20 protein-coding genes and 3 pseudogenes are annotated in these 23,742 nt (G+C 66.7%); 7 read left to right on the forward strand and 16 right to left on the reverse strand.

The window, feature by feature from the left end; all coding sequences use genetic code 11:
* Window positions 1-48: 48 nt before the first annotated feature.
* The gene (locus tag AC07C1_RS36960; protein ID WP_478946402.1) at window positions 49-273 is read right to left on the reverse strand and encodes a hypothetical protein; all 225 of its coding nucleotides are present in this window, start codon (window positions 271-273) and stop codon (window positions 49-51) included.
* 512 nt (window positions 274-785) lie between these two features.
* On the opposite strand from AC07C1_RS36960, the gene AC07C1_RS36965 reads away from it, so the two are divergent.
* Both AC07C1_RS36965 and AC07C1_RS36970 read left to right on the forward strand, forming a co-directional pair.
* A complete protein-coding gene (locus tag AC07C1_RS36965) occupies window positions 786-1,730 on the forward strand; it encodes a hypothetical protein (protein ID WP_478946404.1) in 945 nt (314 codons plus the stop codon).
* 162 nt (window positions 1,731-1,892) lie between these two features.
* A complete protein-coding gene (locus AC07C1_RS36970) occupies window positions 1,893-3,857 on the forward strand; it encodes a hypothetical protein (protein WP_478946406.1) in 1,965 nt (654 codons plus the stop codon).
* Between the two features lie 65 nt (window positions 3,858-3,922).
* Here AC07C1_RS36970 and AC07C1_RS36975 read toward each other — a convergent pair whose 3' ends face one another.
* The 5 genes from AC07C1_RS36975 to AC07C1_RS36995 all read right to left on the reverse strand — a co-directional run bounded on the left by AC07C1_RS36975 (window position 3,923) and on the right by AC07C1_RS36995 (window position 6,946).
* On the reverse strand, window positions 3,923-4,549 hold the full coding sequence (locus AC07C1_RS36975; protein ID WP_478946408.1) for a hypothetical protein: 627 nt from the start codon (window positions 4,547-4,549) through the stop codon (window positions 3,923-3,925).
* The gene (locus tag AC07C1_RS36980) at window positions 4,525-5,508 is read right to left on the reverse strand and encodes a hypothetical protein (protein WP_478946410.1); all 984 of its coding nucleotides are present in this window, start codon (window positions 5,506-5,508) and stop codon (window positions 4,525-4,527) included. The genes AC07C1_RS36975 and AC07C1_RS36980 overlap by 25 nt, the downstream gene beginning before the upstream one ends.
* A gap of 30 nt (window positions 5,509-5,538) precedes the next feature.
* Entirely contained in the window at window positions 5,539-6,051 is a 513-nt protein-coding gene (gene mobF / locus AC07C1_RS36985; protein WP_478946485.1) for a MobF family relaxase, read from the reverse strand.
* Window positions 5,966-6,517 carry a relaxase domain-containing protein gene (locus AC07C1_RS36990; RefSeq protein ID WP_478946412.1) on the reverse strand — a complete coding sequence of 184 codons (552 nt, stop codon included), beginning with the start codon at window positions 6,515-6,517 and terminating at the stop codon, window positions 5,966-5,968. The genes mobF and AC07C1_RS36990 overlap by 86 nt, the downstream gene beginning before the upstream one ends.
* Before the next feature lie 249 nt (window positions 6,518-6,766).
* Entirely contained in the window at window positions 6,767-6,946 is a 180-nt protein-coding gene (locus AC07C1_RS36995; protein ID WP_478946414.1) for a hypothetical protein, read from the reverse strand.
* Window positions 6,947-7,324: 378 nt separating this feature from the next.
* On the opposite strand from AC07C1_RS36995, the gene AC07C1_RS37000 reads away from it, so the two are divergent.
* A complete protein-coding gene (locus tag AC07C1_RS37000; protein ID WP_478946416.1) occupies window positions 7,325-7,867 on the forward strand; it encodes a GNAT family N-acetyltransferase in 543 nt (180 codons plus the stop codon).
* Window positions 7,868-8,068: 201 nt separating this feature from the next.
* Here AC07C1_RS37000 and AC07C1_RS37005 read toward each other — a convergent pair whose 3' ends face one another.
* Entirely contained in the window at window positions 8,069-8,542 is a 474-nt protein-coding gene (locus AC07C1_RS37005; RefSeq protein ID WP_478946418.1) for an N-acetyltransferase family protein, read from the reverse strand.
* Between the two features lie 235 nt (window positions 8,543-8,777).
* Window positions 8,778-9,608, reverse strand: coding sequence for an NAD(P)/FAD-dependent oxidoreductase (locus tag AC07C1_RS37010; RefSeq protein ID WP_478946420.1), 831 nt, complete (start codon window positions 9,606-9,608; stop codon window positions 8,778-8,780).
* A gap of 707 nt (window positions 9,609-10,315) precedes the next feature.
* On the opposite strand from AC07C1_RS37010, the gene AC07C1_RS37015 reads away from it, so the two are divergent.
* Window positions 10,316-11,515 (forward strand): outer membrane protein assembly factor BamB family protein, encoded by a 1,200-nt coding sequence (locus tag AC07C1_RS37015; protein ID WP_478946422.1) that lies wholly within the window; start codon window positions 10,316-10,318, stop codon window positions 11,513-11,515.
* A 302-nt stretch (window positions 11,516-11,817) separates the two neighbouring features.
* Here AC07C1_RS37015 and AC07C1_RS37020 read toward each other — a convergent pair whose 3' ends face one another.
* Window positions 11,818-13,128: an MFS transporter gene (locus tag AC07C1_RS37020; RefSeq protein ID WP_478946424.1), complete on the reverse strand. Its 1,311-nt coding sequence runs from the start codon at window positions 13,126-13,128 to the stop codon at window positions 11,818-11,820.
* A 45-nt stretch (window positions 13,129-13,173) separates the two neighbouring features.
* Between AC07C1_RS37020 and AC07C1_RS37025 the strand changes: the two genes are divergently transcribed.
* A complete protein-coding gene (locus AC07C1_RS37025) occupies window positions 13,174-13,785 on the forward strand; it encodes a TetR/AcrR family transcriptional regulator (protein ID WP_478946426.1) in 612 nt (203 codons plus the stop codon).
* Window positions 13,786-13,810: 25 nt separating this feature from the next.
* On the opposite strand, the gene AC07C1_RS37030 is transcribed toward AC07C1_RS37025, so the two are convergent.
* The 5 genes and pseudogenes from AC07C1_RS37030 to AC07C1_RS37050 form a co-directional block, all read right to left on the reverse strand.
* Window positions 13,811-14,200, reverse strand: a complete 390-nt coding sequence (locus AC07C1_RS37030; RefSeq protein WP_478946428.1) for a hypothetical protein — start codon at window positions 14,198-14,200, stop codon at window positions 13,811-13,813.
* A gap of 79 nt (window positions 14,201-14,279) precedes the next feature.
* Window positions 14,280-14,423, reverse strand: a pseudogene (locus tag AC07C1_RS37035) (IS256 family transposase); the annotation flags it as partial.
* Window positions 14,424-14,597: 174 nt separating this feature from the next.
* A pseudogene (locus AC07C1_RS37040) lies at window positions 14,598-14,813 on the reverse strand (DEAD/DEAH box helicase family protein); the annotation flags it as partial.
* Between the two features lie 90 nt (window positions 14,814-14,903).
* The gene (locus tag AC07C1_RS37045) at window positions 14,904-16,181 is read right to left on the reverse strand and encodes a DUF2399 domain-containing protein (RefSeq protein WP_478946488.1); all 1,278 of its coding nucleotides are present in this window, start codon (window positions 16,179-16,181) and stop codon (window positions 14,904-14,906) included.
* Window positions 16,182-16,442: 261 nt separating this feature from the next.
* A pseudogene (locus AC07C1_RS37050) lies at window positions 16,443-16,880 on the reverse strand (RHS repeat-associated core domain-containing protein); the annotation flags it as partial.
* Between the two features lie 339 nt (window positions 16,881-17,219).
* Here AC07C1_RS37050 and AC07C1_RS37055 point away from each other — a divergent pair.
* Entirely contained in the window at window positions 17,220-18,224 is a 1,005-nt protein-coding gene (locus AC07C1_RS37055; RefSeq protein ID WP_478946430.1) for a hypothetical protein, read from the forward strand.
* Between the two features lie 633 nt (window positions 18,225-18,857).
* Here the strand turns inward: AC07C1_RS37055 and AC07C1_RS37060 are convergent.
* The gene (locus AC07C1_RS37060) at window positions 18,858-20,087 is read right to left on the reverse strand and encodes a M1 family metallopeptidase (RefSeq protein ID WP_478946432.1); all 1,230 of its coding nucleotides are present in this window, start codon (window positions 20,085-20,087) and stop codon (window positions 18,858-18,860) included.
* A 576-nt stretch (window positions 20,088-20,663) separates the two neighbouring features.
* Window positions 20,664-22,316, reverse strand: a complete 1,653-nt coding sequence (locus AC07C1_RS37065) for a trypsin-like serine protease (protein WP_478946434.1) — start codon at window positions 22,314-22,316, stop codon at window positions 20,664-20,666.
* A gap of 1,037 nt (window positions 22,317-23,353) precedes the next feature.
* Here AC07C1_RS37065 and AC07C1_RS37070 point away from each other — a divergent pair.
* On the forward strand, window positions 23,354-23,545 hold the full coding sequence (locus AC07C1_RS37070; RefSeq protein ID WP_478946436.1) for a hypothetical protein: 192 nt from the start codon (window positions 23,354-23,356) through the stop codon (window positions 23,543-23,545).
* Window positions 23,546-23,742 lie beyond the last annotated feature (197 nt).

Below are 23,742 nucleotides of genomic sequence, written 5' to 3' on the forward strand. Positions count from 1 at the left end.
ATGGAGATCCTCCCTCGGACCGGGCCGCCGTGGTCATCGTCGACAGTGTCACGTGAGCCCTGCGGTGTCCGCCAGGCGGCGGTTCCACCAGCCGGAGCGTACTGCCGCGAGCGCCTTCAGCCGACGGTGTTCGGCGCGTTGAGCGGCGACAAGGAGGGGAACGAGCGGAACGGTGAGCAGCGGCAGACTGCGCAGGGCGTTCCTGTTCTCCAGGAGGAGGGCGCCCACGGCCGCGGCACCGGAAACGTACAGGATCGGGCTGTAGTACGGCATGAGCCGCGGGCCGAGCCCTTCGCAGTCCGTGAGCCGCTGGAACGGGTCACTTTCTCGTCGACCTCGATCTCCAGCTTGATCGTGAGGATCTTCCTAACGCCCACTGGCCCCTCCCTCGGGTATGGAGGATCAGTGTGTGCGGGACCGCAGGCAGGTTGCTGACGCTCTCAGCAGCGCGCGGTGGCCACCGTGACCACCCTCGGCGAGGACCCGGCGGGGAAGGAGTCGGCGGGCTACTTCCACACCCGACTGCACCTGGCCCGCTGAACCCATGCCGGAGACCGGGGAGGACCGGGCCGGACCTGTACTAGACGGGAGGACTTGTCCCCGGTGCCTTCTCGGCAGGCTGGGGAACACGACCCGGGGTGAGCGGCCTGGGCACGGGCTGCAGGAGGAGGGACCAGCGCAGCCCGGTGCGACGCAGTCGTGGTGTCCGACGTGGCGCGGTGCGGGAAGGGAGCGCACGGTCAGGTGGAGTTTGCTGGTGAACCCACCCCGCGAAGCACGGCGCCATGGTGCGCTCCGTCGCGGAGAAGCGGCTGTACACCACGGTGGCCCGGCCCACCCGGCGGGCGGACGGCTCGCTGTCGGCGGATCTGGTGGCGCTGCTGCAGGTGCCCGAAGGGCAGCGGATCTCGGAGTTGGAGCCCCCCCGGCCCCGGCCGCCGACCAGGACGACCGGCACCGGCACGGCCAAGGCCATGGAGCGGGTGGAGGAGATCTCCGCGCTGCGGCTGGGCCGGGTGAAGGTGGACCTGTTGCCGCCGAACCGGCTGGCCACGCTGGCCTGGGTCGGGCTGGGGTCGAAGGCGCCGATCCTGGAGCGCACCCCGGAACTGCGCCGCACCGCGCTGCTGACCTCGGTGGTGCGGCACTTGGAAGCTGCCGCGATCGACGACGCGCTGGACGTGTTCGCGCTGCTGATGCAGGTGAAGCTGATCAGCGTGGCGAAGCGGGCAACCGACCGGGACTTGCTGGCCGCCCGGCCGCGCCTGGCGAAGGCGTCCCGCACGGTGCAGGCGGCGCTGCGGCTGTGGAGCAGGCAGTTGGACCTGGTCGCCGAGGCGAGCGCCGACCCACTGACGGCGGGAGGGCATCGGCGGGTGTCCTGCGCGGGCGCCTCCCGACCCCCCGCCCCAGCATGGGTGATCAGTGACGCCTGGGCGAGTTGCCAGCGCGGCCAACGGTCCTTTCCAGTACGGGAGTTCGTCCGCCGCTCCATGCTGCTCCCTGGAGGGGGCCGGTGCGGGTGGAGCTGGTCGAGGTCGCCGTCGGTGAGGGTGGTGCGCAGGACGTGGGCTGCGTGGACGGGCATGAGGTTCAGGCTGTCGAGGGCCTCGGTGGTGAGGAGGTCAAGAACTCCACGGCACACAGCCACCTATATGACGCCACACCAGCGGAGCGTGATGGGATCGTTACCCCTCGGTCTCAACCGTGTCCCAGCTCACGTCTGTTAGCTCCCGTTAAACACGAACCTCCCGATCGTGAAGTCTTGTCGGAAGATCACGACAGGTCATAGGACGGTCAAGGCGCGACATATTCATCGTCAAGCCCCGCCAGCAGCACGAAGGCAGGGCCAGAAGGGACACGCCTTGCAAGGTAAGTCAAGAAGGAAACGCATGGCCTCGCGCATAGCCGCAGGCGTGGCGATGCTGATGCTCATCAGCAATGGCGCGGCGAGCGCGGCCGACTTAGGCCGCTCATCCCAGCCTGACCCGAACGCGGCCCCCTCCACCCGCCCTGCCAGCGGCCCCGAGGTGAAGTCGGTCGCCGCTGCCGGGTCGCGGCCAGTCTCGGGCAAGAATCCGACGGCAGCGCCGTCCAAGCGCAAGGACGCAGCCGGTTTCCAGCGAGTCATCTCGCAGAAGGTTCAGCTCAAGAACACAGTGACCGACGCCGACGGCGATAAGTCGACGCTGACGTTCGAGGTGTGGACGGCAGACGCGGCAGGCAAGCCGAAGACGAAGGTCAAACTCAACGACTCTGAGTACGGCGTTATCGTCTCCCCGTACGTTGCTTCCGGGTCCCTGGTCACCGTCGATGTCCCCGCGGGCAAGCTCAGCCTGAACACCAACTACGTGTTCCACACCTCCGCCTTCGACGGCAGCCTGTACGAGACCACCTGGTCCCCGTGGGCACCGTTCCGCGTGGAGATGCCTGTCGACCTGACGTTGCCCACCCCCGACTACACCGCCCCGGACCCGGACGTGGCGGACATGCAGCCCACCGGGGTGCAGACCAAGCCGCTCGGCGCCTCCGCGAGCCTCGCCGCGAGGACGCCCAAGGCGAGCGAGCAGTGCAGCGCCGTGCGTGACGACGGCCGTCAGGTGTGCTTCGGCAAGCCGCTGTCCAAGGATGAGGCGCCGAAGAAGATTGCCAAGTCCATGAAGGCGACGGCCGCGCAGGAGAACGTTCCGTGGTGCAACACGGACTTCCCGAGCATTCTCGCCACCCGGAAGACCGAGTGTGACGTCCGCGCCGTGCCGGTCATCATCCGTACCGACGGCGTTCCCGACGCCACCGCGTACTTCACGTTCCTTCGCCTGATCGAACTCGACGGACAGAACAGCTTCACCGAGCACCTCACCATCGAACCCGCTCAGCAAATCCCACTGGACTTCGCCGAGATCGACCTGATGCTCAACGAGCACCTGTGTCAGGGCTCGTGCAAGGCCGTCGAGCCGGACCCGGGCGCGTGGACCGAGAAGACGTGGTGGACACCGGGTGATATGCACTCTACGTCCGTGTCCACGCCGTTCACGTGGGACGCCTCCACTGCCGGCCAGCAGTACCTCTACAAACCCGACGTGAAGATCGACGCGAACATCCTGCCGTCCGACGGCAAGATCCGCCCATTCATGACCGGCTACCAGTGGTCCAAGGGCTACGACGCAGCCACCGCCGACCTGGACCAGATCCGCTGTGACACCACCACCGCTGGACCGGGCACCGGATGCGTCTTCGTCAATTCCGCCCCCACCTACGCCTTCAACGCCAAGGCGTTCCCCCAGGCCGCAGCTCACGCCTGGCTGATCCAGACGTACACGCCCAAGCACCCCGGCTCCCTCTCCGCCCTCAAGCCCATCTACTACATGGGCGACAAGGCGCAGAACACGCGCAGCCGTGGCCGTATGTGCCCCACCGGCTGGGCCAAGGAGAACGGTGACGCCAGCGCCCTGGTCGACGCCGCCGACGAACTCAACTGCGACGAGTTCGCCTTCGCCTCGACCTACAACAGCGGCGGCATGTCCACGGCCGAGGGGGGCCTCAACCCCGCCGTCAAGGACGGCAGCACCACCCCCACCGGCGACGCCTGTATCGGCACCTACGCCAAGAAGTACGGGAGCGCCGTGCACCTGTTCAGCATCAACGGCACCGATCCCACCTTCAAGGAGGTCTGCGGCCGGTCCGCGATCTCCGGCATGCACAACCAGGAGTCCATGGGCGCCCACTTCGCCAAGTTCATGAGCGAGATGCGCCTCATGGACAAGGACGCCTACTGGCTCGACACCCGCATCACGCCGGGCAACACCTGCCTCAACGCCAGCGGCACCCCGGTCATCTGCAAGCTGACCGCCAAGTAACACCTCCAGCACATGCGATTGGCCCGCGCCTGTGGGTACGGGCGCGGGCCACCGTCATACAGCCGTCAAACCATTGGGATGAACAGGCCGCACAGTTCGCCGGCCTGGACGAGTTCCTGGGAGATGGACATGCCGCAGTAGGCGCCCACGGCGGTGAACACCGCCTCAGGAAGGCCCGGACCGGCGCCTCCGTCTACCCGCAGGGCCGGGAGAACTGCCCCCGCCGCGTTCAACGCAGCATCCAACGCCGAGCCCTCTCCGGTGTCTTCGCCGAACTCGGCACGCAGCACGCGCTCATCCCCCGGCGCATGAATGATCGCCTGCGGCGGACTCCACCAGTTCATCGTCACGCACACGACTTCGTCGCCCGGTCCGGGACGCATCGACGGCACCTTTCGAAAGCCCGTCGACCAGGTCGCCATCCCCCAGTCCTCCAGCACGTACAGCCACTCACCGCACTCTCCGTACATGACCGGATTGACGCCAGGCGGTGGACCACCCACCGCAGCGGTCAGGTCCCGGTACGCAGTCCGTGCCGCGAGTTCGTCCAGATCCGCGCCCAGATTGATGAGGAACTCGTCCGCCTCCACACCCCGCGCAGCGGTCAGGGAAATCCCGCCGAGCATCCCTGGCAGCGTCGCGGACCGGTCGATGGTGCTGTGTGCGCCTATCCAGGCGATCCCTTCAGACATGCTCGTAACACTACAGAGCGTGGGAGGAGCTGCTCAGGATTGCCTGAATAGCGGGAACGATTGTTCGGCTCCTGCGGATGGTGCGCCCGTTGGTCGTCCTGGCGCACCGGGTGCGCTCCGTCGGCATCGTCCCGTTCGGCGTAGCGGAGCGCGCGGGCCCGGGAGTCGTCGGCCGCCTTGGTGAACGCGTCCCGGAGGTGGCGCAGCCGCTCGGCAGCGAGATCGAGGGCTTCCACATCCGTGCGGGACTCCCTCAAGGCCCGCAGCGCCGTCAGGTCGATCGCCTCCTGCCGTCCGGCCTCCGGCTCCTGGTCATCGTGCTCGGAGTCGACGGCCGCGAGCGCGAGCAGCTGCTCGGGCATCGCTGCCTGCTGGTGCGCGACGACGTCGTACGCCCGGCCCCGCACGGCGGTGGCGGTGGTGGTGCGCAGCTTCTCCCGCACCACCGCGCCGGCGAGGACAGCGCGCTCGTACTGCAGCGGGATGCGGGGTATCTCCCACTCCCCCGCGTCCTGGCCCGGGGGCCGGGGCGCAGCCGGCTCGCCGGGATCGGCCGGGGGTTGCCGGTCCGAGTCGGGCCCGGGGGTGGCTGGGCGGCGCCGGGCGGGGAGGTCGGACAGTGCCCACCGGGCTGTGTAGAGGCGGTAGCCGGCCTCCAGGCCGCGCACGGTCTTCGGCTCGGTGATGTCCAGGCAGTACGTGGAGATGGCGGCAGCCACGATCCGGTCGTCCAGGCCCGGCTCGCGACGGCGGCCGCGCAGGACGAGGGCGAGGTGGCGGCGGGCTTCGGCGAGCAGGTGCCGACGGTGGAAGCGGCCGCCGTCGTTCATCACGAACACCGTCGCGGTGACGTCGACGGCCGCCAGGGCGACGTCGACCACGGCGGCGACCCGGCTCCGGATCGCGGCAGTTGCGGAACGGGCGTACTCGAGGAGGGAGCTGATGACGTCGACAGCCACCCCCGAGGTGAGGATCGCGCTGGTCTTCCATCACGCGCGCAGCTGGGCGAGCGGCCGGGCCGACTGCTTCGGCGGGCGGGTCTTGCGGGCGGCGATCTGGTTCAGCTTGGCGCGGGCCCGTTCGGAGACCACGGGCAGGAACTTCGGCTCGCCGTCGTCGTCGGCGGCGGTGACGTACTCGTGCTCCAGCTCTGCCCGGCAGGCGGCGATCTGGTCGCTGCGCCGGGCGGTCCAGCGGATCAACTCGTGCGGCACCCCGGCAATATCCATAACCGGCCGGCGGCCCGAAGTGACGGTGCGCGGCTCGGTCGCCAGCCCCAGCGCCTCGCAGACCTCAGCGGCCACGAGCTCGTTGTAGAGCGCGGAGGCGGCCACGGTGTTCTCGTGCAGGGCCGTGGTGTGGATCGAGCCCCACTTCCCGTCGAGACGCTGCCCCTTCACGGACAGAAGCAGATGGTCATGGAGCAAGGGCTTCCCGGAGCGCGCCTCGTAGTGGCGGAAGCGGGCGGCGACCAGACCGCCGGGTGGCCGCGCCCGGTAGATCCCGTCCTTCCACGTACCGAATCACCGCCACTTCATCCTCGATCCACTCCAGCACCCGTTCGATCGCGCGCTCGTGCTCCGCCTCGATCACCCGCCGGATCTCCTCATCCCCCAGCGCCCACAACAGGTAGATCGTCGGCTGCGGACGGAAGACGAAGTCGACGCCCGTGACCGTCACCCGGCGACCGAGAGCGCCGGCCTTGAACGCCTTCTGCGGGGACTCACCCTTGGCGAGCCGGTCGGCCTCGATCCGGTCCGCGTACGGGTGCCGGCCCCCCTCGCCGAACAGGTTCCGCAGCTGCGCCTCGGTGACCTCCTCGCCCGGCGTCAGTCCGAGCACGGCCAGGCCGCGGCCGATCCATCGCCCGACCGGGACACCGGCTTGCTCCTGGGCCTCGCGCAGCGGCGTGCGGACCGGGCGGCGTCCGTCGCCGACAACGGTCTGGCGCAGGTAGTAGCGGTACATCTGACCGGCCCGTATGACCCTGTATCCACTGTCATGGAGGCCAGGCCACACGGCTTTGACCTGCAAGAAAAGGCCGATCAGCGGTACGTCCCGCCAGGCGGGAGCAGCGGCCGAACTTTCCTCTCAGGTGCCCGTCACGCGGGAAGCGACCCAGGGCCGGAAGCGAATGTCATCGCTCTCCGGCAGCCCTCGCACCACGACCCGGACGACACCAACAAGCACCATTGAAGCTTCGACCGGCTCTTGCCCTCAGCGCCGGCGGAGTTCCTCGAACCAGTCCCGGAGTCGGTCCTCGAGGACCAGGTTGTGGCCGCGGGCCACGGTCTGCAGCAGCTGAGCGCACACCGTCACTTCGGCGGCGAGGCCGGCCGGGCTGCCCAGGATCGGGAAGGCCGTGCGGACGCGGGCGGCGGTGTCCGGCTGGAGCAACGTGTAGGCGTAGAGCGTGGCGGCGTCGAACCCCTCCGGCGCGCGGCTTATCTAGAGGTCGAGCCCATTCATGCTGGTCAGGCGGATGCATGGTGATGAGAGACGTGAGGGACGTGGGCCGGCAGAGCAGCGGTTCTGTGGCTATCACGTTTGCGTGGGAGTCGTTTCGACGTGACTGCGGGAGTCACCATCTGACCGGCGTGCCGCCGGAGCGGGAGCCCAGCAGTCGAACGACCCGAGCCCAGTGCCGCGTGAGCCACCTCAACTGATCCTTGAAATTGACGATTACTCGTGAAGCGCCGACCTGCGGCGCTAGGGGTGTATCGAAAGTGCCTGGTGAGGATGGTGGAGAGCTCATTTGTGATCCACAATGATTGGATGGTCACGCTTGAGACTCCCCGTTTGATCCTGCGTCGCTGGCGCGAGGAAGACGTTGCGCCCATGGCTGCCGTCAATGCCGACCCCGAGGTCATGCGGTGGATCCGTGACGGCAGCGTCCGTGACGAACAGCAGACTCGCTGCGGGGTCCGGGCATGGGAGAGCGAGTGGGAGTCACAGGGCTTCGGCCTGTTCGCCGTGGAGATCCGGTCCACTGGCGAGCTGGCCGGGTTCACCGGCCTTTCGGTGCCCGACTTCTTGCCGGAGGTACTGCCGGCGGTTGAGGTCGGCTGGCGGCTGGGACGTTCCCACTGGGGGCAGGGCTTGGCCACCGAGGCCGCTGCGGCCGCTGTGCGGTTCGGGTTCGAAGAGCGAGGGCTGGAGCGGATCGTCAGCATCACTCAAGTGGGCAACGACGCCTCCGAACGGATCATGACCAAACTGGGGATGCATCCGGTCCGTGAGACCGTCAATCCCACCTGCGGTCGGCGAGTACGGGTGTTCGAGTTGTCGTCGGACCAGTACGCGACAACCACTCATTGATGGCGACAACAAGGACGGCAGCCTCGTAGCGGACCACGAGTTGGTAGTACCTGGTGGCCACGGCTCGATATCTTTTGAGGTGATTGGTGCCGCACTTGACCGCGTGCCGGGCCTTGTAGTCCTCTGGGTCGAACTTCGGTGGCCGGCCACCGCTGGACTCGCGGCCTGACTGGGGAGCGATTACCAGCGACGGAAGGTTGGTCAGGGCCACGAGACGTTGAGCGGCAGATCTCGGTGGAAGACGGCCATAGCCAGGCCAGGGCCGTTGTAGTCGTCGACGATCTTCGCATCGAAGCCGAGGCTGCGGTGGAAGGCGATTGAGCCGGTGTTCTCGATTGACGTGATCGCCTTCAACTGCCGTGCACCATGAAGTTCTGCTGCTTCAGCGAACGCCGTATACAGACGACGCCCGAGACCGGTGCCACGGGCGTCGTCCCGCGTGGCGATCAGATGCACGTACCCGGTGCCGTCTGGGGTGACGAACCCGAAGATGTACCCACGGATTCCGTCCTCGGCACGGGCAACCAAGCAGGTGGAACCGAACTCCTGCACCAGTGCAAGAAGGTGCAGCGACCGGAGATCGCGTTCGCCCCAGTAACGGGGGTGATCAGTCAGGACCCGGTGGAAGTCGGCCACCCCGGCTGGTGCGATGTGTATGTCCATGACGGCGATCATGGCAGGCGCCTTAGCCGTTGCAAGCGAAGGTCCCCACGGATTAGGCAAGTTGTGACGACCGCTCGCTCTTCTGGACAAGAATTCCAGAGCTGTCTGTGTCAGTTTTCGGATCTGAGGTGTCGGCGTACGGTCTTGGCTCCCCAGTCGCATACAGGTGAACGTCCCCAGGTGTTGGTACGCGTTCCTCAGCGGACCTCGTGAGGTCACAACACCGTCCCTGCGGTAGGCGGAGTGCTCAGGCATCCGACTCGTCACTGCCTGGCTCACCACGCGGCCCGGACCGTACTGTGCTGCGCACGACGGCCTCCTTGAAGGCCGCCGCGGCGCGTCCTGTCAGGACGAGCCCGCGCGGGCGGTCGTCGGCGTGGGTGAACTGGACGACACCGTCACGCCGGCCAAGGCTGATGTTGGTGAAGGCGTAACCGATCCGAACGGGTCCGGGTTCCCGGCCCGTCAGCCGAGCTGCGACGACGTCGGCCACACCCCGGCCCATGGGCAGGGCTGCCTGGCAGGACATTCGGCTCGGCGCTCCGCCCACCGACACCCCGGCAGCCGCGTCGCCGATGGCGTACACCTCAGGGTGCGAGATCGAGCGCAGGGTGGCGTCGACGAGCATCCGGCCGCCCTCATCCGTCGCGAATCCTGCCTCGCGCGCCAGCTCCGGCGCCTGGAAACCGGTGGTCCACACGACGGCGTCAGCGGCGAACGACGCGCCGTCGCGGGTGTCCAGGCCGTCCTGGCGCACCACCGCGACAGGGGTCTTCGGATGAACCGAGACGCCCAGCCGGTCGAGAGCGCGCCGCAGGTGGGTGCGGGCGCGCCGCGCGAGTCCGGACCCCACGTCGTCGGCACCGGTGAACAGCCGGACGCGTAGCTCGGGGTGACTCTCGGCCAGTTCCGAGGCGGTTTCAAGGCCGGTCAGCCCTGCGCCGACCACCGCGACAGTGCCGCCCGACGCTATCTCAGCAACCCTGCGCCACAACCGCGTTGCCTGCTCAGAATCGGCGACGGCGTACGCGTGCTCGACTGCCCCCGGGACGTCGTCGAGCCGCGCTCGGCTGCCCACCGCAACAGCAGACTCGCGGGCAACGGCCCGTCGTGCAGGAGCAGCAGGTGGTTCTTACTGCACCTCTCGATTCCCCTGACCATAGCCCCGAGGTTCATACCCCCGCGCAGGCGTTACAGAGCGACTGCAAGTGCCCAGGCCCGGACGGTAGTGGCTGTCCCGACGGACGCTGGGCCGTCGGCTTCGACGGCACCGGCTTGTGCGTCAGGTGCCGCTCCGTCCTGGTGAACAGCACGGCCGCACACAGCTGAGGTCGACGCCACAGCCCCGACACTCCCCTCCGCGGGCGGACCCTTGCCTCGAACCCCACGACTCGACAAGACACCGCTCCAACGGCTTGGACTGCGCCCCACGAACTTCGCCAGCGCCCACGACCGCCCACCCATCATGGCGCGCCGGTAGAAGGCGTACGGGCGGGCGCAAAACTGGCGGAGATCACCGCAGGTGCGCCGCCCGATGAGTGCGAGGACGGTTGCCGGGCACCGAACAAGCCTTGCCTGAGGGTGTCTTGAAGCGGTCACCCGGTTGCTCGGGCTGTAGGCAGCGGCCCTTAGGGTGATCACTCGAGAAACTGCTGAATCGTCAGGTACGGGGGACCAGTGGGCAGGAGTCGAGCGATCCAGAGGTCGGCGCTCCGAGCGGGCGCGGCGGTTGTTGTCGTCAGCGCGCTGGCGGGTTGCAGCAGTGGCGACGGCCACGGGACGCCGGTGACGGCCCATGCGCCGGCTCAGTCGAAGGCGGCATCGCGTCCGGTTCACGATCCCCCGGCGACGTTTGCGACCGGCCACTCCGTCCCGTTGCCGGGGGAGGCCATCGAGGGCCGTCTGACCGTGGGCGGCACGTTGAACTCGCCGCTTCCCATCGCCCTGTACAAGACGACGGCTTTCATCACGACAGCCAGCCGTATGCGGGTCATGGACACCGTGTCCGGCAAGGTCACAGGCACGATTAGCCCTCACAGCACACCGGAATCAGACAGTGAGTGGGCCAGTCCCGGTCAGGCGTCTGCGCCCCTGCTCGCCACCTCCACGGGGGCTCGAATCGTCATCACCCCGTTCGTCGTCAAACTGACCGGTACGGGGACGCAGGCGAGCCACGTTGCCGTCGAAGTCACCGCCACCAACGCGGACACCGGCAGGGTTCTGTGGCGGGTCACGCTCCGTCCGCCCGAGTGGGACAGCGCGGGCGCTTGGCAGGTCACTGCGGTCGGCGCGGATCACGGCGTGGCCGTGATCCGTGTCTCCACCAGCGACGACGACTACTCCGCCGCCTACGGCATCGACCTGAACAGGCCACGCCAGCTTTGGAGCGTCGACAAGTTCGAGGCAAGCGCGGTTACCAGCCAGACCGTGGCGGGAGCGCTACTGGACGCCGATGGGCAGCGGCCCGCCGGGTTCGACCTGGCCACCGGCAAACGGCTCTGGCAGGGGCCGGTCGGCACCGGGGTGGGTGTCGGACCAGTGGGCCCGCGCCTCCTCCACGTACGCGGCGAAGACCCCGACAACGCAGACCCTTACCATCGGCTCGTCGACGCTCAAACCGGCCGCACCCTGCACACTCTCCCGGACGACCTCGGCGACTCGGACACCGACTGCACGTATGACGGCCTCAGCGTGCTCGTCTGCTCCTACGGCATGGGGGGCTCGCGAGTCGCCTACGGCCTGGACGCCACCGACGGCAAGGTGCTGTGGCACTTGCCGGACAAGCAAGCCGACCGCATCGCCCCCAAGGTCACCACGGCATGGCACGGACGCGTCTACGGCGAAACCACCAACGGTGCGATCGCCCTCGACGCCCGCACCGGCAAGGACCTGCCAAGCCCCGGCGCCGCACCCCTCCTCGTCAACGAATCAACTGGCATCGGGCTCGGCGACTCCGGCCTCACCGCTTACCCCACCAGCAGCTGACAACAACCGGACACCCCGGCTCGGCGTCATCTACCTGATGGCGATCAGGGAGTGGGCCACGCACGCCCCCACCGCTGCCGCGCCGGGGATCGCCCGCACCATCGCGCACTTCGTCAGCCAGGTCCTCGCCAACGCACCAAAGGACGTCGTCCAGGCTCTGCAGGCGCTGCGCGATGAACAGGTGAAGCGGGCCCGTGCGGTGGTGGGGACCGTGGTGGCGTATTCACCCCTGGTGGTATTCGCATGGATGGCCCGTTGCGCTGCACTGGGCCGCCAAGGGTGCACACCTCTCCCGATACGGCTCATCGGTCACGCTCCGGCTCAGTCGCTTGTGTATCTCCAGTGCGTCGTCGGACTGTATGAACCCTTGATCCCGTTGAGCCACGTGGTGTTGGAATCTCGTTGCTGGCGGGACGCATGCTGATCAAGCTGGCGGCGAGTAGCAGAGCGCCCCCGATGTAGAAGGGGGCGCGAAGCCCGAAGGCGTCGGCTTCAAGACCCGCGAGAACAGCGCCGAGCGTGATTCCGCCGCCGATGACCATCTGGTAGGCCATGCCGACGCGCCCCAGTAAGTGAGCAGGGACGAGTGCCTGGCGGAGGGACACTGCGGTCACATTCCATGTCAGGTTCGCCGCTCCGTACGCCGCGATGCACGCGCCGGCGATGAGGCCCGAGGGGGCCGCGCCGGCAGCCACTGCGGTGCCTGCAGTGATCGCAGCAGTCAGCCGCAGAACGCGAGGGGGTCCGTAGCGGGCGCTCAGGCGAGGGGTCGCCATCGCCCCAGCTACGCCTCCGATAGCGAAGGAGGCGACTAACAGGGCGAATCCGAGATTGGTCAGGCCCAGGGTCTGCCGGGCGTAGAGCACCAGAATTGCGATGAGACCCCCGCCTACGAAGTTGGTGATCCCAGACGTCAGGCAGAGGCGACGGAGCATCGGCTGCTGCCAGAGCCAGCGCACCCCCTGAGTCGTGTCGTCGAGCAACCTCCTCCAAGGGTTTGGTGTGGTTTGCGGCCGTGGACGGAAGTCGCCGCTCAGCGTCAGGGCCAGTAAGGCAGCAGCTGCGAACGACACTGCATCGACGGCGAAGGGAAGCGTGGCGCAGACGCCGAAGAGCAACGCGCCCAGAGGGGTGCCGAGGAGGGTGTCGGTGATGAGGGAACCGGACTGCAGACGGGCGTTGGCGCGCGTCAGTTCCGGGGAGGCAACCAGCGTCGGCACGATGCCTGACCAGGCTCCGTTGTAGAGGGTCTGTCCAAGCCCGAGAAGGAAACCGATGCCGGCCAGCAGAGGCACTGTCATCGCGTCGGCTGCTATCGCGACGGCGAGCACTCCGACGATCACGGCTCGGACAGCGTCGACGGCCCACAGGATGCGGCGACGGTCGAAGCGGTCCGCTATGGCGCCCGAGAGGAGGCCGAACAGCAGCAGAGGCAGTTGTTCGGCCACGTAGACGAAGGCGACCTGGCGAGGATCGGAGGTGAGCTGAGCCGCGAGCAGCGGCAAAGCGACGAAGCGCATCCCGTCGCCGAGGCTGGAGATGGTCACCGAGGCCCAGACGCGCTGGAAATCCGGCCCGAGCTTCGTGTGCTTGAGGCCTCTTGATAAAAACATGAACTAGACTCTGGTTCAGGTTTTGGAGGAGTGTCAAGGAGTTCGATGGCCGAGATGCATGAGCCGCAGCAGCAGCGCAGTCGAGAGAAGGTCGCCCGCATCCTTGAGGTGACAGCTTCTCTGCTGGAGACGACCTCCTACGACGATCTGGGCACCAAGCTGATCGCGGCCGAGGCCGGAGTGTCGGTCGGCGTGCTGTACCGGTACTTTGCCGACAAAGAGGCGATCGTCGCCTCGCTGGTGCGCAGTTGGCTTCAGCTGGATGTGCAGATCGCCGAACGCGTCACAGCTGAGCCGCTCCCTGAACGCTCGCAGGACCTGTTGGAAAAGCTGATCACCGCATACGCGGACCGCTTCCGCAAAGAGCCCGGCTACCGTCGGATCTGGTACCACGGACCGCGCATCGCGTCACTGCGAGCCGACACCCAGCAGGCCGATCGGGAGATCGCTGACCGGGTTCACCGGGCCCTCGTCCGCGGCTATGCGATGCCGGACACTGACGAATCACGCCGACGTGGTCGGCTCGCTGTCGAGGTCGCAAGCACCCTCCTCGACCTCGCCTTCCGCGACGATCCCATGGGGGACACGGAGATTCTTGCCGAGGCGGCACTCATGATGGATCGCTACCTCTTCGCCCCACCAACCAGCTCGGATTGAGGCCAGCCAATGCAACGACGGTTTGTCACCGGAGCGACGTGAGCGAGCCACCGGCCTGGCCGAGGTGCTCGCGTAGGGCGGCACTTTCCGCTTCGAGTTCGGCGTTACGCAGGCTGAGAGCCTGGATGCGATTGGCGTAGGCGGCAATGGTGGCGCGCATCTCCCGCTGCTCGGCCGCATGCTGGGAGCGCAGGGCACGATCGGCTCGCTTGAGACGGGTGATCTCGGCGGTCAGGGTGTCGTCCCGCGAGCGAGGCGTGTCCGGTGCCTGCAGAAGGCCGGTGAGGGTCTTGGCCAGAGGCGAGCGGTAGTAGGTGGCACGAGAAATACCAGCCTCAATGCATAGGGCGGTGACGGTGAAACCGCCGTTGGTGCGCTCGGGACTTCCGGACATGATCCGCTCGAAGGCATGCACGATTGCCTGATCGACGCCCGGACGTACAGGAACGCCGGCGTGGGGTCTGTCAAACGAGCGGTGTAACTGGGGTAGTTGGTTACTGACGGGCTGCTGAGAGTCGGCCGTCGAAGGTGATGTCGAAGGCGTTCAGTGCGGTCTTCCAGCGCATGGTCCAGCGGGCCTGGCCCTTGCCGGTGGGGTCGAGCGACATGATCGCCATGTAGACGCACTTCAACGCGGCGTAAGTGCAGATCACCGTCAAAGCCGGGATCTGGTCCTGCCCCTCCCCCACTACCGACATCAGCCCGCCCAGCGCGTGCGGGCTGGTGGTCGACATGACACGGGCCGCCACCAGATCGGCCCGGCCGGCGGCGTCCATCGAGGACACGATCACCATATGCTCACTGTGACCGTCCCCGCGCCAGGCCAGCGCGGTCTGCGCCGCCAGATCGAGCGTGGGCACCACGAACAGCACCAGCCGCGCGCCGAGCTCGTCCGCCACCCGGACCGACACCAGCGTCTTGCCCGTCCCCGTCGCCGACACGAACAGCCCGCGGGTACCCGGGCGGTGCAGATGACGGGCCAGCGACTCAAAGCCCGCGCCACGATGGAGGCCTTCTTCCGCCACCACATCCCCGCCAAGCGGACCACCGGGGGCGACGGCCCGTTCACCGCGCTGTGCGCGGCACGCTCCGAGACGAGTTCTCGGAGCTACCGGACGTCACAGAACACAAGAGCCCGGTGCACCGGCCGTGATGTCGGCCAGCAGTGCGGGAAGCAGATCCTCCTCGTAGACCGGCACGGAGTGTTTGCGCATCACGGGTACCAGGTGGTCGTCCCAGGGGGCATCCGAGCCCTGCAGGTGCAGGACGTCAGTGCCCTCGGGGACGGCCGCGAGGTAGTCGGCTGCGCCCATCCGCCACGCAACCGCGGAAGGTGCTGCAGCCAGGAGGGCACGCATGTGTGCCAGGCCGGCCTGGTCGAAGTCAGCGCGGACGGCGATGTTCCATCCGGTGTCCGCCAGAGCGCCAATCGCTTCGCATTCTCGTTGGGAGGGTGTGCCGGCGGTGCAGATCACCCGTGGTTTCACGAGGTTGTCCCGGGCCAAGGCCTGGGTGCTGGCTGCGGCCAGCACGGAGGGGTTCTCGGTAACGAAGACCCACGTGCCGGTGGTCTCGGGGGGCTCCCAGTCGATATGGGCCAGCTCGCGGGGCGGCAGGGTGAATGTCGCACCGGGCGGGATGCGCCACCCCCGGGGCGTGACGCCGGTGATGATGAGCCCACCGAGCAGATCGTCGCAGTCCACCCCCAGACGTGCCCAGCCCGAACGTACGGAGATACCGGAGGATCCGGTCAGGGCCAGCACGAGTGCGGGCAGTGCGCCCGTATCAAGTGCGTGGGGGTTGCCGGATATCAGGAGGCGGCGGTCGATACGCCGCCCCGGCGGAGGCAGTCGCGCGGCAACGTGCAGCGCCTGGCTTAGCAGTTCGGCGGGATCCGGCGCATTGAGCAGGCGGGTGACCCATCCCAGGGTGCGCAGGCGGGTGAAGACGGTTTCTGGGCCGACGAGATCGCGGGCATGGGCAGGCAAATCGGCGGCCGCGCTTTCGAGTTGGGTGCGGATGCGGTCGGCCGCGACGGCCTGTTGGGTACGGCGGCGGGCGTTTGCCGCCAGCCGTCGGTTGCAGGCGTGGGCTGCGACGGCCCCGGGGGTAAGGCGGGGGCCGCGGGTGGCCAGGGCGGCGGTCAGTCGTTCCAGGCTGACGCGGCGGCTTTGGCCCGGTTCCAGGGGCCGTCCGTCGATGAGACCGGCCGCGGCGGCCCGCTGTACTGGTTCTGCGGGCACCGTCACTGTCACGGCGGGACCGCTGGTGAGGGACTCGTCTCCGCGCCGGTCGGCCACGGCTGCCAGCGCCTTCCACAGCCAGGCGAGTTCGGGGCTGAGCAGCGGGGCCAGATCCGCACCGTTGCATGCTCCCTCGCACAGGGCGCAGCTCATGCCACTCCCCCGGCCTGGGGTGCGGAACCCGTGTCTCCGGGCAGGGCCTGGCCTGCCCGGATGAGCACGGGGGAAGGCGACGACGGTGCCGTCGGCGCCTGCTTCGAGGTCGTGGGCGTCGATGCCGTCCCAGGCTCCGGGTGCGCCGTCCCACAGGTAGGACGTGCACAGGATGTCCAGGTCGAGTTCGGCGAGGTAGCGGGCCAGTCCTTCGCGGCCGCGCTCGTCGACTTCCGCGGGGACTTCGTCGGCTGCGGACTTGCAGGGGGTAAGGCCCAAAGGGTCAGCCCACATATACGGGTTGTGGACGTAGGAGGACGGGTTGGGGGCGGGGGCCAGACCTAGCGGGTCAAGCGTGAGATAGCGAGCCGTTTCCGGGTCGTAGTGTCGGAAATGGTTGTACTGGAAGCCTGTTTCGGGGTCGAAGTACTGTCCCGGGAAGCGCAGGGGGGTGTAAGCAGCACTGTCGGTAGCCCATGCGGTCGTTCCCCATAGGGTGCGCCGCATTTGCCATGCGATGTCGCCGTGTTCATCGACGAGTGCGGTAGGGGCGCCAACCAGGTCTGTGATGATGGCGAAGAATCGAGCGTCTATCTCATCTTGAGGGGCGTCTTCCCTGAAGATTTTTTCGGTTTGGGTGACCGGGTGCAGTCCGTGGTGGTCCCAGGTGAGTGTGACGGGATGTGGGGCCTGTGCTGAGACCGCGGACCTGGCCTCGGATGATCGAGGCGTCGGCGGAGGCGGGGGCGGCTGCCGTCAGCATGGCGGCGGTGGTGAGCGCGATGCTTGCCGCGAGGCGGACTGGAGTCTGCATGGTCAGCGTCATCCTGCTTCCTGCTGTCGGTCGCCGCGCGAGGGCAGCGCCCCGTCGCTCCGCGGGCACGATGTCGCAGAGCACCTCGCATGTGACAACGGCGTACGGAACGTGTCACGGGTCTCGTACCGCCGGATGCCGTCGCTTCCCTCCCCGTCCACCGGGTGAGAGTTTGTCGCAGAGCGGCTTCCAACAGGCCGCCGGGAGGGATCGGGGTGGACACCTTGAGGCGCCGACAAGACTGCACCGGCAACTGCCGCCACAGCGCGGAGACGGCTGGACGGACGGACAGCAGCCGCGGGAACGGTACGACGCGGCGCCGCCGGGCGGCGGTGGCCGTCACGACGCTCGCCGTGGCCGTACCACTGACCCTCGGCGCCGCAGGAGCCGCGGGGGCGGCAGGAGCCGCGGGGGATCACCCGATCGTCTTCACCCGCTACACCTCGACAGCGCCCGTCGAAGACCTCTACGCGATCAATGCCAGTGGCGGTACGCCCGTCAAACTCACCGACACCCCCGCCGTCAGCGACGTCATGCCCAGCTGGTCCCCGGACGGCATACGGATCGCCTTCCTCCGATACGGGTCAGGTGGTGCCATCGACGGCATCTGGACGATGAAGACCTCGGGCGCCGGCTTGAAGGCCGTCCCCGGAACCAAGGGAGCCTCTGACCCGGCGTGGTCCCCCGACGGCAAGCGGATCGCCTACGCCAAGCCGGTCGGCACGCAACGTGAACTCTACGTGGCCGACATCGACGGCTCCCCCGCCACCCGCCTCACCCACACCGCGGCGGACGACCTCCATCCGACATGGTCCCCGGACGGCAAGTACCTGGCGTTCAACCGCGTGGACGCAGGCGGCCACAGCAGGGTGATGCGGATCCGGCTGTCGACCCTGGCCCAGGCCGCGGTCACCGGGCCCGCTTCTCACGACTGGACTCCCGACTGGTCACACGGCAGCCGGATCGCCTTCAGCCGCGTCGACTCCTCGGGATACGCCCACCTCTACCTCGTCCGTCCCGACGGCACCGCCCTGCACCGCATCACCGCCGCTCGCCGCAACGACAAAAACCCCTCGTGGTCACCGGACGGCAGTCGCCTCGTATTCACGAGGGGCGGTGCCGACGACGCGGACCCCGAACACCTCTACGTCGTACGGGCCGATGGCACCGGACTGACCCAGCTCACCAAGGCCGACTCCCATGATCTGGAGGCGGACTGGCGCCAGTAGGGCGGGGGCTGGAAATGGAGCCCGCACAGGCCACCGCGCCAGTCCCCCACCCTACTCAGCCGTGGTGCGAGAGATCATGGCTGATGGAGTACACCATGGCCGACTGGTTGTCGGAGCAAGTTGCAGACGAGGTCCGCCCGCGGTATTTCCAGGGGCCCTTGATCGTCCACCTGACGCCGCCGCCGTTTCGGCTCAGGCAGGTGACGACTGCGCGGTGCGTTGCGGTGGCGGAGGGGCTAGAGCATTTGACGTTTCCGGTCTGCCCGGAGTGACTCTTCCACGATGTACAGTCCGAGCTGGTTGCCGCCGCTGGGGTTATGGACGTCGCCTCCGCCGATGTTGCTGCGAGCATGCCCGACGCTAATGCCACTCCGGTGAAACTGGCAACAACGGCCATTTTGGGAGAACGCATATTTCCTCGCTTTCATCCTCGGATTACACGGAAGGGAACTCCCGCAATCCATAGGTCATGGTGGCTCGATTACCAGGTTGATCCAATCATTCTTGAATCTCGCAAGCAAGGGGATTTCTCGAAAATTCCGAGAGCGCTCTGGGAAGGCATGGAGAACTGACGGACCCGAGGAATCTAGGGCAACCCAAGGGGTCCGTGAAATTTTTATTTACCGAAAGCAGCTATATGCGGGTGGGCTTTCCCTTGCTGTAGAGCCAGGTATCGAACAGTTCAGTCAAATCCATGCCAGATTTTTTATTGCATAGATTGACGAACTGGGCGGTTTGGGCGTTGCCGTGTCGGTGTTGTGTGGTCCACGCCTTCAATATGGTGAAGAAGATATTGTCACCGACAGTTTCGCGAAGACGGTGAAGAGCCATGGCTCCACGTCCGTAGACGGGAGATTCGGACACCTGTTCGGCGCTTGGTGGGTGCGCTGGTGGGAAGTCCCAGATCCCCTCGCTTTCGGGATGTGTGCCGTCGTAGAAGGCCTCGAATATCTCAGCGGCGGTCGTATCGCCTTGGTCTTCCCGCCAGAGCCACTCGGCGTAGGTGGCGAACCCTTCGTTGAGCCACATGTCCTGCCAGGAGCGCGGGGTGACGGAGTTCCCGAACCATTGATGGGCAAGTTCGTGGACGACCAACGTTTCATCGGGGGCCTTCTCGAAGTACGGCTTGGTCTGGGTCTCTAACGCATACTCGAGGTCGGGTAGGTGGTCGACGATCGCTCCGGCGCTAACAAAGGGGTATTGGCCGAATCGGCTGCTTGCCCAGTCGATGATCTCTGGAATCTGCTCGGTCATGTCGCGAGAGTCCTCGACCTCGTCGGGGTCGATGGCGATATATACAGGCAATCCTTGCGCAGTAGTCGTTGTGGATATGTCGAAGCTGCCTACAACCACGGTTGCGACGTAGCTGGCCATTGGCTCACCCATATGCCAACGTGACGTCGTACGCCGTCCTTTATCCCGCGTCCCGGTCAGCTCACCGTTACTGATTGCTGTATAGCCCTTGGGGACGGTGACGGTTATGTCATACAGAGCTTTGTCGGACGGATGATGGTTGCCCGGAAACCAGGCCATCGAGCCAGTGGGTTCTCCGAGCGCCGTCGCGCCGTCGTCGGTTTCGATCCATCCCTCCACGCTTTCGTCCGCATCACTGATCATCTTTGGGGTGCCGGAGTAATGGATGGTGGTCCGGAATATCGCGTTGGCCCCAATGGGGTGAGCGGGTGTAAGGGTGATCTTGTTCTTCTTGCTGCTTACCTTGGCGTCGGCTCCGTCGATACGCGCATCGCGCACGATCAGACCTGTGAGGTCGAGGGAGAAGCGGCTCAGGGGCTGTGAGGCTCGGACTGTAATCACCGCCGTGCCAGCCAGCTTGTTGGTCTCCGGGATGTAGTCGAGCGTCAACGCATAATGGGCGACGTCATACCCGCGGTTGCCCAACGTAGGAAACAGAGCGTCCCCTGCCGAAGCCGCACCAGGTCGGGCGGCATCGGCAGGGCGGCCAACGGGACTCGTGGAGGCGCCGAGGGTGAGAAGCAGTGCGGTGAACAGAGCAGCCCGAGACAACCGAGCAGAGTGCATGGCACCTCCTGGTGCAAGGGAAGCAATGACAACGCCGGCAGGTGGTACACACAGCAACTCTGGGAGCGTGCGCCCCATCAGCAGAAAGCCGATGCATACAGTTGAGACCCGAGGTAGGCAAAACGTCCTCTTCGCTCCATCACGGTTGGACACGTATCCGCCTGGCAACGCGAACGCGCCCGCAGCACCACAAGATTTCGTCGACAGGAGATCGCTGCCCCCACACCGCACCCGAGCGAACCCACCCCAGGCTCGGTCTACTAGCCCTACCGGCCACGGCTGAAGCACGATGTGCTCGCACTCCGAGAGCACTCACCGAAAGGAATCCATACGGGGACTGATAGCCCGCGGCACACCCGCTCCGGGCGTGCCGCGCGACACGCGGCTCAGCGTCGGACTCTAGGGCTTGACGAGGGTGTTTTCCTTGCCGATCCCAGACTTGTTGCCCTCGGTATAGAGGCTCAGCTCTCCATCCGACCAGCGGACGAGCGTGTCGTCCGGCCACGGGTTATCGCTGAAGTCCCCGCCCGTGACGAGCATGGCGTGCTCCCACAGGTTGTTGGGGGCCTTCCACTTGTGCTCGCCCCAGGTGTCACCAGTGCCGGTGAAGTCGTCGTACAGCGTGAGCTCACCGTCCGACCAGCGCACCACGAGATCCCAGGTGTCGCCCTGCGTGTAGTCACCGGAACCGATCTCGACCGCGTGAGTCCACAGCCTGTTCGGGTTGACGACCTTGATTTCCTTGCCAAGGCTGGTCCCAGTGTTCTGGTACACCGTCAATTCGCCGTCGGACCAGCGCACGACAAGGTCGTCCTGCCACTTGTTTCCGCCATAACGGCCGGCGGTCATCTCCTCTGCATGCTTCCACGTCGCGCTGGGTGCGACGATCCGCTTCTCGCCATGGAAGCCGTGCTCGTCCACCGATGGGTACAGCGTGACCTCACCGTCCGACCAGAGCACGAGCAGGTCAGAACCGTTGTCACCAGTGAAGTCGCCGGCCACAACCTGCTTGGCGTGATCGGCCCACAGCTTGTTCGGCTTCTGGACCCTGATCTCCTTGTCAAAGTAGTTCAGACCCTTGCCCGCGCCGCGGTAGATCGTCAGTTCCCCGTCCGACCACAGGACGAACATGTCCATGTGGTCTTCTGAGACTGGCCCGTTCAGCGCGAAATAGCCGGAAGCGATGTCCTTGGCGTGTTTCCACGTTGACGCGGCTGGCAGCACGACAGGGGCTGGCTTCTTCCCCGCCACCGCGGCGTCGTAGATCCGCTTGAGGTCGCTGTCGAAGTAGGAGGAGTAGGACGTGTCCGCTTTGTGCCCCCCGGTCTGCCAGCCGCCGGTTACACCTACGACTTGGGGGTCGTCGCCGCCGATGATGAATGGGCCGCCGGACGTACCCGAGACGTAGCCGTCGCAGTCGATTTGCGAGAAAGTTCCGCCCTTCCAGCCGTCCGCCTCCCCCGTGGTGAACTTCTTCATCGGCGAGGTGCAGTCAAGCGGGTCCTGCTTCGGCTTGTAGTGTGGATCACCGTTGTCCAACCAGGGGTAACCAATCACCCGGGTCTTTGGGTGATCGAAACCGGTGCCGTAGCCGATGGGAATTGCTCCGACGACGTCCTGGAGCTTCTTGCCGTCTGATCGGGGTTCGGTCTTCAGCAGGGCGAAGTCAAGGTCGGTGTATTCCTGGTCACCACCCTTGTGCAGGTAGCGGGGGTCAGCGTAAATCTGCCCCACCTTGATCGGGAACAGCCCGAAGGGCGCAGGGTGGTCGTGGCTGTGCTTTGGAACGAAGACCAGTTTCTTCTGCTGGTCCTGGTCGTCAAAGCAGTGCGCTGCGGACAGCACGAGGTCGTGGCCCGGGGATGGCACTACAGTGCCTGCGCAGTAGCGGTGATAGAGCTCGCCGTTGCGGCGCTCGTCCCAGTAGAAGGTGCCGACTTCCTTGATGCCGCCGAAGTGATGCGACGGCGAGGTCTGTGTCCGCTTGCGCGGGCTGCTGGGCGTCCCTGTTGTGCGTGCCTGGTCCTCCTCGATAGGTATGGCGTCGGCCATGCGCTCGGCGGTCCAGTACCGCTCCAGGGCAGTGGCGTCATCGTCGGCGTCGCTGCTTGCGGAGGGACTGGCTGCCGGTGTAGGCGTGGCAGCGTCGTCGGTGCTACTGCTTGCCGTCGGTGTGGGCGTGACGGTCGTGCCGACGTCGTCGGAGGCGGGCGACGATGGAGCCGGAGAGAGGGCGGAGTCCGACGCCGTAATCGTCGGAGTAGGAGCAGGCGAGGATTCGGATAATGACCGCGTGGGCGTGGGTGTCGGAGCGGCCCACGCGAGGGTGGACGTCATGGGTGCGGACGTCAGTAACGCGATGGCCGTCAGAGTGACGGTGAGCAGGCTATGTCTCAGCCTCAACTTTCCCCCTGGAATGGTCGCTTGGGGCTGTGGTCAGCAGCCCAGGTTCGCGCGTGATCTGCGCAAGCCCAGCATCGTATAGCGTCGAACACCTGAACGTGGCTCGTGTGTGCGAGAAATCACGCTGTGTAGTGGCAGGCAACCAGATTGCACAGATCAGCATCTGACTGAACATGGCGACGACACCGCACTCCGCGCGCATCCGGACCGACTGGCTCTTACGGGCACTCGTAGTACCGATCTCGGCAGCAGGACTGTGCCTGATCGTGGCCGCATGCTCCGGCCCGTCCAGTTCAGCATCTTCTTCCCCACGTCCGTCCGCGTCCTCCTCATCCCCGAGCGAGTCCGCGTCTTCGTCCGTTCCCGATTACGCTGCGGCCTTCAAGGCCGGATACGCAGCAGGCAAGCGCATCTATGACCACGGCGGCAAAGGGAGCGCTGTCCGCGAGGTAAACGGTGGGTGTGTACGCCGGTCGCTAACCGCAAGGCCGTCGGCAGTAGTGGCTCAGGACCGCGGGGCATGGGTACTTGGCTGCAAACAGGGCGTCGGCAACAGCGCGTCCCGCCCCCCAGGCGGCCCCGTCACCCGTCGCGAGGACGCCCCCGCCCTGCGCGGCCGCTTCCTCGACTGGGCCGCGGACAATGGCGCGGCTGATACCGCCCGCCACGTTAAGCGAGTCACTCTCGTGCACCTCGGCACCACCGAGTACGACGTCGAGCTGTCCACGACGTATTCCCCCACGGACGCGACCAGCGCCGTACGGCACCTTGCCGACACGTTCGCGACATGGTGGGACGGAGATGACGGCGACGGTGTTGCATGGAACCTCATCGTCACCGACGCGGGTGGACGCCGGCTGGCGGACCGTCACCTGTGACTGTGCGGTGGGGTGGCAGGGGGTGGACGTCAGTTACTGAGCTCTTTCAGCATGGCCACTGATCGGGTGACAGGATCGATGCCAGGCTCTCGTGCCGTTGGGGGAGGTGTTCGAAGTCTCAACTCACTGGCACAGGGGCCCCGTTGCGTCCGTATTCTGCCGCACTCGATCTGCCCCATGCCCTGGTCGAGTGAGTC

The sequence above is a fragment of the Streptomyces sp. NPDC045022 genome, from assembly GCF_056432605.1.

Coding starts and splice junctions, on each gene's coding strand:
- AC07C1_RS36960 (WP_478946402.1), bottom strand. CDS start 273: ATGCCGTACTACAGCCCGATCCTGTACGTTTCCGGTGCCGCGGCCGTG.
- AC07C1_RS37045 (WP_478946488.1), bottom strand. CDS start 16,181: ATGAGCTGCGCCCTGTGCGAGGGAGCATGCAACGGTGCGGATCTGGCC.
- AC07C1_RS37020 (WP_478946424.1), bottom strand. CDS start 13,128: ATGTTTTTATCAAGAGGCCTCAAGCACACGAAGCTCGGGCCGGATTTC.
- AC07C1_RS37000 (WP_478946416.1), top strand. CDS start 7,325: ATGGTCACGCTTGAGACTCCCCGTTTGATCCTGCGTCGCTGGCGCGAG.
- AC07C1_RS37065 (WP_478946434.1), bottom strand. CDS start 22,316: ATGGCCGACGCCATACCTATCGAGGAGGACCAGGCACGCACAACAGGG.
- AC07C1_RS36990 (WP_478946412.1), bottom strand. CDS start 6,517: ATGTACCGCTACTACCTGCGCCAGACCGTTGTCGGCGACGGACGCCGC.
- AC07C1_RS37025 (WP_478946426.1), top strand. CDS start 13,174: ATGGCCGAGATGCATGAGCCGCAGCAGCAGCGCAGTCGAGAGAAGGTC.
- AC07C1_RS36975 (WP_478946408.1), bottom strand. CDS start 4,549: ATGTCTGAAGGGATCGCCTGGATAGGCGCACACAGCACCATCGACCGG.
- AC07C1_RS36970 (WP_478946406.1), top strand. CDS start 1,893: ATGGCCTCGCGCATAGCCGCAGGCGTGGCGATGCTGATGCTCATCAGC.
- AC07C1_RS37005 (WP_478946418.1), bottom strand. CDS start 8,542: ATGATCGCCGTCATGGACATACACATCGCACCAGCCGGGGTGGCCGAC.
- AC07C1_RS36965 (WP_478946404.1), top strand. CDS start 786: ATGGTGCGCTCCGTCGCGGAGAAGCGGCTGTACACCACGGTGGCCCGG.